Origin of the sequence: Mesotoga sp. UBA6090, from assembly GCF_002435945.1 — a bacterium.
Classification (GTDB): Bacteria; Thermotogota; Thermotogae; order Petrotogales; family Kosmotogaceae; genus Mesotoga.
Genome location: NZ_DIXC01000043.1, coordinates 43,544 through 58,348, shown reverse-complemented (window position 1 = coordinate 58,348; position 14,805 = coordinate 43,544). Strand labels below are relative to the sequence as shown.

Annotated in this window: 14 protein-coding genes; 7 read left to right on the top strand and 7 right to left on the bottom strand. The window is 44.5% G+C overall.

Annotated elements, in window-relative coordinates; translation table 11 throughout:
- Window positions 1-292: 292 nt before the first annotated feature.
- From B3K42_RS06875 to B3K42_RS06860, 4 genes are read left to right on the top strand one after another with little or no spacing between them, the layout of a single operon-like run.
- Complete coding sequence (locus B3K42_RS06875; RefSeq protein WP_292597785.1) at window positions 293-772, top strand: glutathione peroxidase; 480 nt, start codon at window positions 293-295, stop codon at window positions 770-772.
- Window positions 769-1,254 carry a MarR family winged helix-turn-helix transcriptional regulator gene (locus B3K42_RS06870; protein ID WP_292597783.1) on the top strand — a complete coding sequence of 162 codons (486 nt, stop codon included), beginning with the start codon at window positions 769-771 and terminating at the stop codon, window positions 1,252-1,254. The genes B3K42_RS06875 and B3K42_RS06870 overlap by 4 nt, the downstream gene beginning before the upstream one ends.
- Before the next feature lie 15 nt (window positions 1,255-1,269).
- Window positions 1,270-2,001, top strand: a complete 732-nt coding sequence (locus B3K42_RS06865) for a sulfite exporter TauE/SafE family protein (RefSeq protein WP_292597780.1) — start codon at window positions 1,270-1,272, stop codon at window positions 1,999-2,001.
- Between the two features lie 20 nt (window positions 2,002-2,021).
- Complete coding sequence (locus B3K42_RS06860; protein ID WP_292597777.1) at window positions 2,022-2,726, top strand: protein-L-isoaspartate O-methyltransferase family protein; 705 nt, start codon at window positions 2,022-2,024, stop codon at window positions 2,724-2,726.
- A gap of 1 nt (window position 2,727) precedes the next feature.
- Here B3K42_RS06860 and B3K42_RS06855 read toward each other — a convergent pair whose 3' ends face one another.
- Window positions 2,728-3,789, bottom strand: a complete 1,062-nt coding sequence (locus tag B3K42_RS06855) for an amidohydrolase (protein ID WP_292597774.1) — start codon at window positions 3,787-3,789, stop codon at window positions 2,728-2,730.
- 137 nt (window positions 3,790-3,926) lie between these two features.
- Entirely contained in the window at window positions 3,927-4,226 is a 300-nt protein-coding gene (locus B3K42_RS06850; RefSeq protein ID WP_292597772.1) for a hypothetical protein, read from the bottom strand.
- A 207-nt stretch (window positions 4,227-4,433) separates the two neighbouring features.
- Here B3K42_RS06850 and B3K42_RS06845 point away from each other — a divergent pair, with 207 nt between their 5' ends.
- Window positions 4,434-4,784 (top strand): hypothetical protein, encoded by a 351-nt coding sequence (locus B3K42_RS06845; protein WP_292597770.1) that lies wholly within the window; start codon window positions 4,434-4,436, stop codon window positions 4,782-4,784.
- A 385-nt stretch (window positions 4,785-5,169) separates the two neighbouring features.
- Here B3K42_RS06845 and B3K42_RS06840 read toward each other — a convergent pair whose 3' ends face one another.
- The 4 genes from B3K42_RS06840 to B3K42_RS06825 all read right to left on the bottom strand — a co-directional run bounded on the left by B3K42_RS06840 (window position 5,170) and on the right by B3K42_RS06825 (window position 8,546).
- A complete protein-coding gene (locus tag B3K42_RS06840; protein WP_292597767.1) occupies window positions 5,170-5,712 on the bottom strand; it encodes a hypothetical protein in 543 nt (180 codons plus the stop codon).
- 321 nt (window positions 5,713-6,033) lie between these two features.
- On the bottom strand, window positions 6,034-7,728 hold the full coding sequence (locus B3K42_RS06835) for a hypothetical protein (RefSeq protein WP_292597766.1): 1,695 nt from the start codon (window positions 7,726-7,728) through the stop codon (window positions 6,034-6,036).
- Window positions 7,706-8,008 carry a hypothetical protein gene (locus B3K42_RS06830; RefSeq protein ID WP_292597764.1) on the bottom strand — a complete coding sequence of 101 codons (303 nt, stop codon included), beginning with the start codon at window positions 8,006-8,008 and terminating at the stop codon, window positions 7,706-7,708. The genes B3K42_RS06835 and B3K42_RS06830 overlap by 23 nt, the downstream gene beginning before the upstream one ends.
- A 55-nt stretch (window positions 8,009-8,063) precedes the next feature.
- A complete protein-coding gene (locus B3K42_RS06825; RefSeq protein ID WP_292597762.1) occupies window positions 8,064-8,546 on the bottom strand; it encodes a hypothetical protein in 483 nt (160 codons plus the stop codon).
- 1,581 nt (window positions 8,547-10,127) lie between these two features.
- Between B3K42_RS06825 and B3K42_RS06820 the strand changes: the two genes are divergently transcribed.
- Both B3K42_RS06820 and B3K42_RS06815 read left to right on the top strand, forming a co-directional pair.
- Entirely contained in the window at window positions 10,128-10,460 is a 333-nt protein-coding gene (locus B3K42_RS06820; RefSeq protein WP_292597759.1) for a ferritin-like domain-containing protein, read from the top strand.
- A gap of 17 nt (window positions 10,461-10,477) precedes the next feature.
- Window positions 10,478-11,269: a family 1 encapsulin nanocompartment shell protein gene (locus B3K42_RS06815; RefSeq protein WP_292597758.1), complete on the top strand. Its 792-nt coding sequence runs from the start codon at window positions 10,478-10,480 to the stop codon at window positions 11,267-11,269.
- A gap of 57 nt (window positions 11,270-11,326) precedes the next feature.
- Here B3K42_RS06815 and ileS read toward each other — a convergent pair whose 3' ends face one another.
- Window positions 11,327-14,470, bottom strand: coding sequence for an isoleucine--tRNA ligase (ileS, locus tag B3K42_RS06810; protein WP_292597754.1), 3,144 nt, complete (start codon window positions 14,468-14,470; stop codon window positions 11,327-11,329).
- Window positions 14,471-14,805 lie beyond the last annotated feature (335 nt).

Below are 14,805 nucleotides of genomic sequence, written 5' to 3'. Positions count from 1 at the left end.
CATTCTTGCCTTAGCTGGACGTGCGCACACCCGATTACCCTAATTATCCAGTTCTCCATGATCAAAAGCTTGCAAGTAGTTAGGGCTCGCAACTCGTGACGAAAACTCGGAATCGGTAAAAGAGAGATACTGTCGAAGAATCCTAGATTGAATCCTGGCTTGAGCTTCCCTAGTCAGCTGCAAATACCATTAAGCATTGCAGTTGCAGATTCTTCTGCTTTCATGAAGTTTGGAAGTTTGGAAGCTTCCATAGTACAACTAAATAGTGTACAATAATATTGGAGGTGAAATAATGACTATTTATGATTTTCAACTGACTACGATTGACGGATGGAATAAATCAATGGAAGACTTCAAAGGGAAGGTACTGTTGTTGGTGAATACTGCCAGCAAATGCGGATTTACTCCTCAGTATGACGGTCTGCAGAAAATCTTTGAAGAATTCAAAGATAAAGATTTCGTTGTGCTAGGGTTCCCTTCTAATGATTTTCTTGGCCAAGAGCCCGGAAGCGATGAAGATATAAAAGCTTTTTGCAGTACAAACTTCGGCATTACATTTCCGCTATTTTCGAAGATTCACGTGAAGGGGAAAGACATTCATCCACTCTATGAGTTTCTTACTTCAGGTGGCGGGAAGAAGGAGTTCTCAGGAAAAGTGAAGTGGAACTTTACGAAGTTCTTGATTAACCGAGAGGGTGAAATAATTGGAAGATTCGAGCCGAAGGAGGAACCCGAGACATTTCGTTCTGCGATTGAGGAGGCGGTTATGTGAGTGAGAAAGTAGGGGTCGCGATTCCAAGAGGGGAAGAACTCCTTAAACTGGACAATCAGCTTTGTTTTGCTTTGTACTCCAGCTCAAGGGGTGTTACAAGGCTTTACAGACCGTTGCTTTCGGAATTCGGCATAACCTACCCCCAATACCTGGCAATGCTTGTTCTCTGGGAGAAGGAGCCGCTTACTGTGAAAGAACTCGGTGAAAGACTATTTCTTGATTCCGGAACCCTGACTCCTTTGCTGAAGAGAATGGAGAAACAGGGTCTCCTGACAAGAGAAAGGTCCCAGGGCGATGAGAGGCAGGTGTTGATAAATTTAACTGAGAAAGGAAAAAGACTTAAGGATAAGGCACTGGCCATTCCACTGAAAATTGCCGATCAGGTAAACATTTCTCAAAGCGAATTCACTTCTCTCTTGACATCTCTGAAAAAGCTGATGAAGCAGATTAATATGGGTGGCTCGAACAACTCTCCCATCTAGTTGATGAAGTGATAAATGACAGTATTACAGTTCGCAATTATTTATATCGCGGGTGCCGTTGCTGGTTTTATGAATGTTATGGCGGGAGGCGGCTCAATGGTCACTCTCCCGGTACTTATGTGGATAGGATTGCCGCCGCCCATTGCCAATGCAACCAATAGACTGGGCGTGATATTTGAAAGCGGTATAGGAGTTAAGACCTTTCGATCTGGGGGTATGAGGTTTGACAAGTCCATACTTCCGGCGATAGTGGCTGCAACGATAGGTTCAGTCATAGGTTCTATGTTTGTCTCGACAATACCCAAGGATGCGCTGGAGAAAGTGATCGCAGTAGCTCTCCTAGCCGTAGTTTTACTTATGTTACTGAAACCGAAGCGGCTCACTTTTTCCAGACCTTCGAGAGCCCTCTCAACTCTAATCTTTTTCGGTGTGGGCTTCTACGGGGGATTTTTACAGGCGGGAGTTGGTTTCTTCCTGATTGGAGCGATTACCTTTTCATACGGCTTTGATCTTGTGAGGACGAATTTCACGAAGATTCTTATCGTCTTCATCTACACGGTTTTTGCTCTGGTGATCTTCATCCTTAACGGAATGATCTATTGGATTCCCGGCCTGGTTCTCGCAGCAGGAAATATTGTTGGTGCTTACTTTGCTGCCAGGCTATCTATAAGAAAAGGCAGCGGTTTTGTGAGATGGATTCTGCTGATAATTGTGGTCGCAAACGCCATTAAGTATCTTTTGTTCTAGAGGAGTGTGACAGATTTTCCATGAGAGAGCTTCTGAGTTTTCTGAAGAGAGCAGGTTACCTGACCGACCCCAGACTGGAGTCAGCCCTAATGGAACTTGACAGGGGGGATTTCGTCTCCCCCGAAGTAGCGGATGAGGCTTACTCCGACAGGGCGCTAGTAAGTCTTGCCAGCTCAGGGAAAATTTGCTCCACTTCTACTCAGCCATCTCTCTTGATAAGCATGATAGAAGAATTGAAACTGCACGAAGACCACAAGGTACTGGATCTTGGAACTGGAACCGGCTTCTGCGCTTGTCTGCTTGGAAAAATGCTGACAAAGGGAAGCGTAGTTTCAATGGAGACCGACAAGACGGTTGCATCAATTGCCTCGAGAAATTTGCGACGCTACCTCCTTAGCAATGTGAGGATAGTGATCGGTGACGGTAGATATGGCTGCAAAGAAGAAGCTATGTACGATGCTATGATCTCCACCGTAGCCTTACCGGGAATAACCGTAGAGCTTTTCAATCAAATGAAGATCGGAGCGAGATCTATCGTCCCGATACACAGAAGCTACATGAACACACCCGTCTTCCTATTCAAAAAACTCGATGAAATCACTTTAAGGGCTGAGATAAGAACAGGAGCGGTCTTTATGGTGGTAGAAAACTCCAAACCTGACCCTCTCTACAGTGATAACGAGTTCTCGCTTGAGCTTCGAGAGGGAAGATTTCGAAAGCTGTAGACTAGTTGTTGGCTGCCTTCCAGAAAACCTCAACACCCTTTTCTATAACAGAGTCAGCAGGCAAAAACCTTGAATTATGTAGTCCATGCTGTTCTCCTCTTCCTGTACCCAACCAGAAAAGTACCGAAGGGTATTTCATAGCGATCACCCCAAAATCCTCCCCCACGTATTTCATTTCTACCGGATTTACATCGACGAGGGTGCACAGTTTATCGTAAAGATCTCCGTCTACAAGAACCTGTGGATACTTTGAACCAATCTCCTGAGAGAACTTAAGACCTCTTTCGGTAGCGACTTCTTTCCCAAGCTCTTCGAGCTCCAGAATTGCTTTTTCAGAAAGTTCAAAAGCTTTAGTTCTAACTGTTCCATAAAGAGTGCAGAAATCTGCCACCACATTTCTAACCCTGCCCCCCTGCATGAGTCCAAATCTGAGTACGGAATCTCCTCTATCTACCGAATAGACCCTATGAAGAAAGTCCATGGCTCCTTCGATTGCGTCTCTTCCCTGCTTATAGAAAGCAACATGTGCCGACCTTCCCTTGAAAGTGCAATCCATTTCGAAGGCCGATGCAAAGAGGACGCCGGGTTTTGTGTAAACAGATCCTTCCGGGAATTCGTCATTTACGTGCAGTGCCCAGGCTTCGGTTATCTCGTATTGCTCCAATTTTGATAAGCATTTCGCAGCACCGCCACCGCCTTCTTCAGCCGGCTGGAAAAGAAAGAGAAAATTACGCTTAAGATCGTTTCTTACTACCCTCTCTATAAGTCCAATGAGAATTGTCATATGAACATCATGGCCGCAAGCATGCATAAAACCTTCATAAGTAGATTTGAATGGAGCATCTGTTTCTTCAAAAACAGGAAGAGCATCCATATCGGCTCGAAATAGAGCGAAGGGGCCTTCAACCTTCTTCCACTCCGCCAGGATTCCGGTACCCGCAACCTTTTCGTAGGGAACAGATAATCGATCCAGGAAATTCATAATGTACTCTTGAGTCTTGAACTCATTGAATCCAATCTCCGGAATCTCATGTAAGTCGTGCCTAATTCTCGCTAAATCCATGCCTTCCTCCTTGAACTGTCATTTCCTATCAGCTACCATGATGAAATTATGACTTGCTGAACTCCATTCGGCAGGTCTCTCGTTGATTTATTATAAACAAAAAGGCGCCTGAAGACTCCTTCTGATTGAATCCTCAATCAACTGAGGGCATAGTCGCAAAAAGTAATTGTAGTAGAATCATCCTCGTAATCGTCGCCCATGTAGGTTTTAAGAGCGAAAGGAATGTTTGGATCAATCATCCAGTACATCGACAACTCTCCGTCCTCATTGTATAAAGCGACTTTTGTTCCAGTATACGTTCCATTCTTTCCATCTACGGAATACAGTCTCTCGTATTTGAAAGTACCAAATCCGTATTGCTTCGTATTCATCTGCTCTTGCAGGTCAATTGCATCATAAATGAAGGATAACATCGAATTCAGGAATATGTACATCATCACTGAGAATTGCTGACGGAACATCATGTCTGAGGTGAGCTCAGTGTTGAGGGGTAGAAAGAGGGGTATCATAATTCAGGATGAAATGGTTTTCATCGCAATCGATCGTTACCCCGTATATCATTTCCTTTTGCTCTCCATTCTCGAAGTACGAAATCTTATTATAGACGTACTTCACCGAAGAGTAAACCTGCAGTGGCACCCAAGATGCAAAAGCGCTCGCAGCCAGAACCAGTTGTTTCTAGCAATTTCCATTTTGCAAGAAGGAAGTATCTCGATAAAATAACTGGTCACTCTTTGCTGGAACTATTGGATAGAGAAAGCTTTTCGAAAACACCTTCAGGAGATGAATCCTTCAAGTGCGGATCTTCCTTGAATAGAGACTCAAGAAAAGGGGATTATCTGAACTGTTTCCTTACTATTATCGACAGCTCTAGTATCCTATGCAATCACCAGCGGGCTGTCGAAAAAGCAGCAATAACTTCCGATTTTGGGCTTCCCTTCGATTGCAGATCTCTTCTTTATTCAGACATTTTCACCGGTGCTTATATGTCATAAATCGAGCTTGCTGGATACGAAGTATCCTTTAGTAATATCATTATTTAGTAGAGGCGGGTTTTCCGGCTACGGATAATCCGCTTTCGGATTTTTCGTCTGCGGGAAATGCGAATACGGATGAACTAGGCTCAAACAAAGCGTTTCGTGAACTTGTAGGTTGGCTGTCTGGATACTCTTCATTTCTTGGCGCTCCGCCTTCTGAAAACGTCAGATCTAGAAGATTCCCCCACATCTCACCTGAGTCTCCAATCTAGAAAAACACATCCTCCTGAGCACAGACAAGCAGAACGAAAGCAACTAAGCATTCGAAAGAATCACCTCATTACTCACTAATAACAGAAGCAAACTAGGAGAACGGAACAAACGCAGTATGCAGAGAAACAGATCAGTATGTGATTCCTATGAGTCTTTCGAACCATTCACGGCTTATTACCCTGTAATGAGGGTGATAGCTCCTCTTGTATGAAAGACTATGATGCACGGGCTGACCAGTCTCAAGGGCCTCCCTGATAGCGATCGCAGACTCGGGAGTAAAGACACTCTCGGGTAGCGAATCAATGAGAACTTCTTCTATCTGTTTCCACTCTGCTCTCCACTCTTCATGAGTTATTGAGGCTCCGATTCTCGTGCTGGCAACCAGCGCGCGGAATAGATCGTCGATCAGTACCTGCCTGTTCTTAACAAGAACCAGATTTATCCTGAAGAAGTTCTCCATGTAACTTATGTCCTGCCACAGAACTTGATCAAACTCGGAGCAATCTATTTCCTCTGCCAGATATCTCAGGGCGGCCGCCTGATCCTCCATTACATGTCTGGGACCAAACGTCCCCTGATAGAAGAGCTTGTACAGATCGACCATCTGCGCGGCAGGATGAAGATCTAGCTCATGAGATGCCACTTCAATGATTCTGTTTTCCCTTCTGAACATACTATCCTCCTCTTAACTTACAATTATACCGTTCAAGCTCGTGTTTTCAGAAATCGCCTGACCGCTCTTGTCCGGAAAAACGCAGAATCATTCCAGCACCTGTTCACGCGAAGCGCTTTGAAATACTGTTATGCTCTGTGACTAATGAAGAATTGCAGGCATCTGCGGCAAAACACTTGCAGAGCTTAGGAAAAAGCCCCCGCAATCCGCGAGGGCTCTCTGGGGGTTAACTGTGGCCTATAGTACAGAAGCTAAGAAGAGAATCTCTTCTTCCCCAGACCGAAACAGAATACCATATCATAATCCTTATGCATTTCTAGACTACCAACTCCTAATTCCAACTACAGAGAAGCCTTTTGAGACTGCTGAACTCCCTCCACCTTCAGAACGTGAAATTGCAATGAATCTCTTGAGAAAGTCGCTTAGATCTTCACTCGAGAAGGATTCTCCGACTAGACTCCCATAAACCCAGAACTCAGAGCCTTTTGCAGGAATCTCGCTTTCAACTACTAAACCTATGCTACCACCAGTCAGAGGAATCAGAGGATCATCATAATCATCAAAAGGATTATCATCATTAACATTGCTAAAGGCCTTAAAATCCCCATGCATTACTCCCACTCCGTGGGAAGACGTCGTCTCTTTGAAGAAGTTAATATCTCCCCCAATAGAGATCAACTCCAAAGATATCCCTTCTATTAAACTAGACTCGCCAATGAGAGTACTGTTTACTTCACTCACATTTACTTCAGTCTGACCTAAAGGCTTATTAGAGACATCAGTCTGAGCATTTTCAGAATTACCGTCGTTGAAAAGACTCTTAAGCGGTTCATACACAAGGCTTTTCGTTACATCAATGTCGCCAACCACAGTGATCGAATACTCTCCGTTTATAAGATCCATTTTCTTTGCATCACCATCTCCAACCAGAATGTCTGAGTCAAAACGAACAAACAACTTATGATCTCTGCCAGTTATTCTCCTGCTTGTCTTAACTTCGATCTTTTTGTTCTTCACCTCCAACGTTGATAACACAAGGTCTCCATCTTCTTCGAACTCCACTCTAATCTTGTGAACACTTTCTACTGAGGGATCAATTCTAACAACAAGAAGGGTTTCATCATCCAAAGGCAGAGCATACGAGTCGAGGACCAAAGGAAGAACTCTATCGTCACTTGACAAATTGATTTCCACGGTAGTGCTAGGGAGGCTATCAATATGTTCGTTCTTAAGACCTTCGAAGTAATCCGCGACCGGTGTAGAAGGCTTCGTAAAATCAAAGCCTTCGAAAGCTGGTATGACCTCCGAAGCCGAAACTGTACCCAAAAAGATCTTCCTTGGATCGCTGAGATCTGCAATAGTAATCGTGTCAAAAATTATTACATCACCAAATACCACATCTCCCCAAAGCGTTGTTTCGTCCCCCGACCTATATTGGTTTAGCACTCTTTCGAACGAGCCTAATTCAAGCGCTGGATTCTCCAGTTTGTACTGCCTGATAAATAGTCCATAAGAATAGCGCCTGGCAGTATTCTCAGTGCCGGTCCAAGAGATAAGCGAATAAGTGTCTTTGTCGTGCCTGTAAATAACAGCTCCTTTATCCTGCGTATCAAAAACACTCGGATCCGTGTTCAAATGTGAGACAAAATCCGCCTCGTTTGATAGATTCCAGTACTCGATATCGTCACTATCCAGAGTTCTGAGCACTGTAGCCCAATATGTACCTTCCATTCCGCCTCTTGTTGAAGCAAATTCGAGGAATTCATCGAAGTCCTCCCAGTCGTTACCAGAAGTGAAAGTGACAGATTCTTCCAAACTGTCCACAAGATATGCAGCGGCGATCTCAATTATGTTCCTTGTGCTTAGCTGTATCTCCGAAACTCTCTCATATGAGTTCAGTCTACTTCCCAATCTTCCAATCTGAGAGCCAAAAGCAATTAGCATAATGGACGTGAACCCAAGCATCATCAGCGTAAAAGGCAGAACAAAACCCTTACGGTTCGTATTTGCTAACATATAACTCATCACCACCCGAGGAGTTAACTATACCAAATCCAATTCGATAAACTACTAAATCGCTGAGTTCTTGTGATTCAGTTCTCGAAAACAGCTTGATTTCATACTCACTGTACTCAGCATCTTCAAGCGCTTTGTCCAAGTCATTCTGAGTAACTGGATCGTTTTTATGTTCAACAAACTCTGCTAGCAGACGCCTGATATTTTCCTTAGCTACAGCCGTTTGAGTGGCATTTGAAAGTCTATTGTATGCAACCAATAATGACATCGAGACTATCAAGAATACCGCAACCACCGCTAACGCAACAACGAGTTCCAGAAGAGAATAACCCTCTCTAATAAAACCTCACCGCCCCTTTAACATTCTTTATCACTACCGGCATATCCTCCGAGTATGTAGAAAAAGTAGCATCATATGTAAGAAAAACACTTTCATACTTGAACCTACAGTCAAGGACGCCTTTTGCAATGACGTCTGTGGAGACTACGTTGTTCTGATCATGGAAAGAATACACAACTTCGTTCCTAACTTGATCAAACGTAACTGTTGCGGGAGTTTGTTCATAAATCTCATTCTTTCTTGCATAGGGTACACTGGTCAGCATACCAATTGTTGTATTCTCAACTTCTATGTCCCCAAGACCTGTCCAACCACGGGTCACAATTTGCTTTAGAGAAAGTTGAAATCTTGAGATCTCCTCATTAACTTCCATATTAGCGTTAATCTTCCTTATTTCTCTAGCTGCAACATTGCCAACAATGAGAACTACAGAAACAACTATGAACGATAATGCCATGACTACTAGCATCTCCGTCATCGTAAGACCTCTACTTCTTGCTTCTGGGTTCCGGATCAAATCAGTCCTCCAAATATACTTCATTAAAATCCTTTTTGGGTCGTAATTCACCAACTTACGACTTGCTTCATTGCTGCTTAACACGAGAATTAGGGCGATGGCAAGAGCCGTAGTTGGTAAGTCCAAACAAGTTTCGGAATCAATTAATCAAATCCATAAAACAGCATAATTCTTCAGTCCAATTACTATTTAGCCGGAACAATTTTATCACATTGTTTTGAACAATAGCTCCAAAAGAGAGTTCCTGGGTCAAGCCGGTCTTGTTCTAGAATCGATGTGGCAACTAATTCTAACCTCTTCTGGTTCTAACGTTCCACTAATTGTTAAGCAACAACATGCCACCTATTTCACATCGGATAACACGTCTTTTCACAGTTACGAAACACGAGTCAGCTTTGCAACGAGCATCCCTGATTCTCCTGGATCTTCGAATGACTTTCCGCAAATGAAATTGATTTCACTTTCCTCTGTTTTCTTTGCTATCTAGCTCTTTCGATCGATGCAATCCGCGAAATCCTAGATAGATTAAGAATCAAGCATGATGAGACTCGAACACAACAGATGAAGACAACCTATTTGGCTGGGAATAGTAGGACCTATTCTTTCTGTAATAACAATCACGGGATCTGATCAATATGGCTCTGACCACGACCACATTTGTGTTATTCCGCACTGATAAGCAATTACAGCCAATTGTCTAGAATCATCTCAGGGACTGATTTTGTATCATTATAGTTTCTTCATGTAAAAGCTTTGATTTTTCCTTGCATTTTGCATCTCTTATGAGGTATCATTATTTATTCCCATTTCATTGCGAGGGAGCTGACAATCGAATCGATTAGACGGTTTCTGAGGATAAGATATCACTGGAGAACCTCCTAGAACAGAGTTGAGAACGCCCGAAAGACCTCCTTATTTCTAATCAGTTCCCTCGTGTTTCCTTTTATTTCATCTTTCTTTCTTCAATTCGCGTCTCCTGAACGGTTTTGCCGTCTTCTATACTTACGCCCGTAGCGTCTTTTTCCGAGGACGGAGAATTGTTGACCAAAAGCAAGTTATTCAGCGCTCACCGAACAGCGGTTATTTGCCCGTGGAGCGGGACTGGCCTCGCCGAAGGCGAGACTGGCCAGGCGGAGCCTGACTGGCCTGCATCAGCAGGCTGGCTGTGAAGATCTTCCCCACAAAACTGGCCTTGCACCCGTGAGAGGGCTTCACCCTTTGGGCGAACAGCCGTTCGCCCCTACAAGAGGAATATGATTCTGAATGGGATCACAGATCAAGAAGATTGGCTACCGGCCCTTCCTCATCTTCCTGGCGCGGAAGCGCCAGCATCACTTCTGGTCTTGATATTTCCTACCCCCTACCCCGTACCTGCTACCACCTTCTATCAGCCTCACTTCTGCTACTGATCTCGAAGGACTGGGAAGCGTCAAAGGTCAACGTTTGCCATATCACCGGCAGTTTGCTATGTTACAATTTAAAGTATGATAAAATAGTAATGATATTATGTGAAATATATCAACTTGATAAGGAGGCGTGAATATGAGCAGTTATCATGAACCGTTTGAACAGTTAAGTGAAAAGGCGAGAGACATATCTAGAGCTCTCAACAGTTTGAAGGAAGAAATCGAGGCCGTCGACTGGTACAACCAGAGAGTGGATGTAACTGAAGATGCCGAACTGAAGGCTGTAATGGCGCATAACAGAGACGAAGAGATCGAGCATGCTTGCATGACTCTTGAATGGTTAAGGCGTAACATGGACGGCTGGGATGATGAACTGAAGACTTATCTATTCACGCAGGCGCCAATCACTGAAGTTGAAGAAGCCGGAGAAGGCGCTGATAACGGCGGATTGAACATAGGCAAGATGTAATAAGGGAGGGAATCACTATGGATCTTTTCAAAAGACAGCTTGCCCCATTGTCGAGCGAGGCGTGGGAAGAAATAAACGATAGAGCAAAGCGAGTCCTGAAGAGTTACCTATCTGCAAGAAAGGTAGTGAATGTCGTCGGACCAAAGGGCTGGAAGTATTCTTTCGTTCCAGAAGGAAGGGTCAAGATTCTCGAAAAAGAAGGAGAGGTCGGTGTAGGTCTTAGAAAGGCAAAACCCCTTATAGAGGTAAGAGTTCCTTTCAAGCTGGTCCGCTGGCAGATGGACGATATAGAGAGAGGCGCAAAGGACTCCGATCTGGGACCGCTTGAACAGGCGGCAAAACAGATAGCGCTCTTCGAAGAGAATGTAATCTACAATGGCTACGAAAAGGCGACCGTCAAAGGAATCGTAGAGTCGGTCGAAAACAAACCGATTCCTCTGGGTTCAAAACCGAACGAAATCATCGAATCACTTTCGAAGGCTGCGCAGGTTTTGAAGGACAATTTCGCGGATGGACTGTTCTCTCTCATCGTCAATCCCGAAACAATGGCGATACTGAATTCACATGTTTCAGGCTACCCGCTTGTGAAACGAATCGAGTCCTTCCTCGGCACGGATATTGTTGTCAGCAGAGTTGTGAAGGATGCGCTGCTGCTGCCGAAGGATCACGCTGATCTAGAGATGGTTATCGGCGGAGATTTCGAGATTGGTTATCAGAGTCATACTGACGAAGAAGTGGAACTCTTCATAACTGAATCCTTTACTTTCAGAGTTCTAGATCCGGCAATTATCGTCAGACTCTCAGTCTAGAAACGGATCTTTCTATAAAAAACCGGGAGCTACGCTCCCGGTTTTCTCATACTTAGCCTAGACTCTCTCCACTCTAATCAGAGTGTTGTGCCCATTGAGATTCCACTCTGTTCCGTTGTCAAGATTCTCATCAAAATCAATGGTGTTAGACAGAGTCTCTTCTTTTATGTAGTCTTTGAAACTCTCTATGGCATTAACAAGAGCATCAGGTCCCGAAAAAGCTACTCTTATTCTATCGGTGATTTCAAAGTCGGCTTCCTTTCTCATTGTCTGTATCTTCGACACCATCTCTCTTGCAAGCCCTTCCTGAAGCAGATCGGGAGTAAGTTCGGTATCGAGTATTACAAAGTTGTCATTGCTCATTTCGAAAGTGAAGCCCTCCAGCTCCTGAATTCTTATATCGAGGTCCTCTTCTTTCAATTCGAAGAGCTTTCCTTGAACTTCAAACTCTATCTTGCCGTCATGCTTAACTTTGGCAACTACTTCCGAAGGCTTCATCGATCTGAGAACATTTCCGATCGCTTTCAGATCTTTACCGAACTTGGGGCCCATAACCCTGAAGTTTGGCTTTACCTCGTAATTGACGTAGTCTCCGAGCTCTTCAATATACTCGATATTCTTGACGTTGATCTCTTCCAGAATCAACTCGCGCATCGATTCAACGATCTTCTTTATCCGCCCATCAACGAGAATCTTCGGAAGAGGCTGTCTGACCTTGATCTGCACCTTGTTTCTACATGCCCTTCCTAGAGTCACGACGTCCATAACTGTGGCCATTCTCTTCTCAAGATCCGGCTCGATCAAGCTTTCATCGGCCACTGGATAAAGTTCGAGATGCACAGACTCCTTCTCTCCGTGGGTTAGATTCCGGAAAATTTCTTCGGCAGTAAAAGGAGCAATGGGCGCCATCAATTTCGCTACTGTCAACAACACCTCATACAACGTAAGATAAGCTGCCTTCTTGCTGTTGTCCAATTCGCTTGTCCAATATCTGTCCCGTGTTCTTCTGACATACCAGTTCGATACCTCTTCGACAACGAAATCCTGTATGGCCCTTACCGATTTTGTGAGATCATAATTACTCAGAAGGTCTGTGACCTCTCTCACTAGAGTATTAAGCCTCGAGATTACCCATCTATCGACTTCTTCCCTCTCTGCAACCGGCAGTTCTAGTTCCCCCGGATCAACGTCGTCTACATTGGCGTACATTGTGAAGAAAGAGAATACACTATTCAGGGTTCCAAAGAACTTGCTGTACGTATCCTTGACTCCGTCTTCGTCGAACTTCGTGGGTACCCATGGTGGCGAAACGGCGAGCAGATACCATCTCAATGTATCGGCACCGTACTTCTCAATTATCTTTGACGGATCGACAGTGTTTCCCTTTGACTTTGACATCTTCTGGCCGGTCCTGTCCAGTACTAGGTTGTTGACAAGAACATTCTTGTACGGTGATTGTCCGAAAAGAAAAGTGGAAATCGACATCAGCGAGTAGAACCAGCCTCTCGTCTGATCTATTCCTTCACAAATGAAATCTGCCGGGAACAGCTCTCCCATGAAATTGTCCTTGTTCTCGAAAGGATAGTGATGCTGAGCCACAGGCATAGCGCCGGAGTCAAACCAACAGTCTATGACCTCGGGGGTTCTCGTCATCTGGCCGCCGCATTCGCATCTTAGATGAACGTCGTCAACGTAGGGGCGATGAAGCTCGATATCCTCCGAGATATCTTCTACCGCTCTCTCAACGAGTTCTTTTCTAGAGCCTACCGATGTGAGTTTTCCGCAGTCGTCGCACTTCCAAACGTTGAGAGGAGTTCCCCAATATCTATCTCTCGAGAGCGCCCAATCTACCATGTTTTCGAGCCAGTTCCCAAAACGGCCCTCGCCAACGAATTTCGGATACCAGTTGACGGAGTTGTTCACTTCAACCATCTTGTCCCGGTATTCCGTGGTCTTTATGTACCACGATTTTCTTGCGTAATAAAGAAGCGGAGTGTCACATCTCCAGCAGAAAGGGTAGGAGTGAGTCATACGCTCCCTTTTGAACAAGAGGTTGTTGTCTTTCAAATACCGCGTAATCAGAGGGTCGGCATCTCTTACAAACATCCCGGCCCAGGGCGTCACCTCTTCAGTAATTTTGCCCTCTTTGTCGACAAGTTGAAGTAACGGAAGATCAAACTTCTTTCCCAGGATATTGTCATCTTCACCAAAGGCGGGAGCCATGTGGACGATACCTGAACCATCTTCCAGAGAAACAAAATCTCCATAAACCACGAAGAAGGCCTTTTTATCTACACTGGCAAAAGGGATAAGCTGCTCGTATTCGAGGTTGACAAGATCTCTCCCTTTCAGTTCCTCGACGATCCTGTAATTGCTTTCCTCTCCAAGCAATGCGCCCAGTCGTTCCTTCACCAAATAGTAGTACTCTATTTCTCCGTTATCTAGCGTAACCTCGGCTTTAACATAGTTGAACTCCGGATTGACCGCAAGGGCGACGTTAGATGGCAGTGTCCAAGGGGTCGTCGTCCAGACTATGAAGTACTCGTTGTTCTTTCCCTTAAGTCGGAACTTTGCATAGATAGAATCTATCGTTTCGTCTTTATAGCCCTGAGCAACCTCATGAGAGGCAAGAGGAGTTCCACATCTCGGGCAATAAGGCATTATCTTGTGACCTTCGTAGATGTAGCCTTTATCGAAGTATTGCTTGAGAATCCACCAAACAGATTCTATGTAATCGTTGTTCATCGTTACATAAGGATGCTCCATGTCTATCCAGTAACCGATTCTCTCGGTCATCTTTTTCCACTGACTTTCGTACTTCCAGACAGATTCTTTGCACTTCTGATTGAATTTTTCTATGCCAAAGTCTTCTATCTCCTGCTTCGAGGAGAAGCCGAGCTGCTTTTCAACTTCGATTTCTACGGGAAGACCATGGGTATCCCAGCCGGCTTTTCGTCTAACCTGGTACCCCTGCATCGTCTTGAAACGGCAGACGGCATCCTTCAGCGTTCTTGAGATAACGTGATGAATTCCGGGCATCCCATTAGCCGTTGGAGGTCCCTCGAAAAACACGAACTCGGGGCTTCCTTCCCTTTCTGTCACACTTCTAGTCGCAAGATCGTTTTCTCGCCAATAGGAGAGTACTTCTTCTTCTCTCTCGGCTGCAGGACGTTTAAGGTCTACTTCTTCAAACCTTGGCATACTTCGTCTCCTCCTGTTTTGAAGTATTCATCAAACAAGTTGATTCAATTATGAACGTTTCTGTCAATATTTGTTTTAAGAACAAAATAACATGAAGAGTATGTGTGAAGAGAATGGACAAGTAATCTGTCCCGGAAAAGCCTTTTACTCTGTAATCCCCGGCTCTGAATTCGAATTAAGCATAGACTTCTTCTCCTTCTCAAAGCTTCTCTTTCTCTTATAGATAATATAATACAATACATTTCAGACTTGTCAATCAAGTCCTTTGATGCACGCCATTAGAAAGGCACCCGCATTTCCACGGATGCCTTCATTGATTCCGATTCTGGCAAGAA

Excerpts from the sequence above, each read along its gene's own strand:
- B3K42_RS06875 (WP_292597785.1), top strand. The coding sequence starts at position 293 with ATGACTATTTATGATTTTCAACTGACTACGATTGACGGATGGAATAAA.
- B3K42_RS06865 (WP_292597780.1), top strand. The coding sequence starts at position 1,270 with ATGACAGTATTACAGTTCGCAATTATTTATATCGCGGGTGCCGTTGCT.
- B3K42_RS06860 (WP_292597777.1), top strand. The coding sequence starts at position 2,022 with ATGAGAGAGCTTCTGAGTTTTCTGAAGAGAGCAGGTTACCTGACCGAC.
- B3K42_RS06855 (WP_292597774.1), bottom strand. The coding sequence starts at position 3,789 with ATGGATTTAGCGAGAATTAGGCACGACTTACATGAGATTCCGGAGATT.
- B3K42_RS06850 (WP_292597772.1), bottom strand. The coding sequence starts at position 4,226 with ATGATGTACATATTCCTGAATTCGATGTTATCCTTCATTTATGATGCA.
- B3K42_RS06845 (WP_292597770.1), top strand. The coding sequence starts at position 4,434 with ATGCAAAAGCGCTCGCAGCCAGAACCAGTTGTTTCTAGCAATTTCCAT.
- B3K42_RS06840 (WP_292597767.1), bottom strand. The coding sequence starts at position 5,712 with ATGTTCAGAAGGGAAAACAGAATCATTGAAGTGGCATCTCATGAGCTA.
- B3K42_RS06835 (WP_292597766.1), bottom strand. The coding sequence starts at position 7,728 with ATGTTAGCAAATACGAACCGTAAGGGTTTTGTTCTGCCTTTTACGCTG.
- B3K42_RS06825 (WP_292597762.1), bottom strand. The coding sequence starts at position 8,546 with ATGACGGAGATGCTAGTAGTCATGGCATTATCGTTCATAGTTGTTTCT.
- B3K42_RS06820 (WP_292597759.1), top strand. The coding sequence starts at position 10,128 with ATGAGCAGTTATCATGAACCGTTTGAACAGTTAAGTGAAAAGGCGAGA.
- B3K42_RS06815 (WP_292597758.1), top strand. The coding sequence starts at position 10,478 with ATGGATCTTTTCAAAAGACAGCTTGCCCCATTGTCGAGCGAGGCGTGG.
- ileS (WP_292597754.1), bottom strand. The coding sequence starts at position 14,470 with ATGCCAAGGTTTGAAGAAGTAGACCTTAAACGTCCTGCAGCCGAGAGA.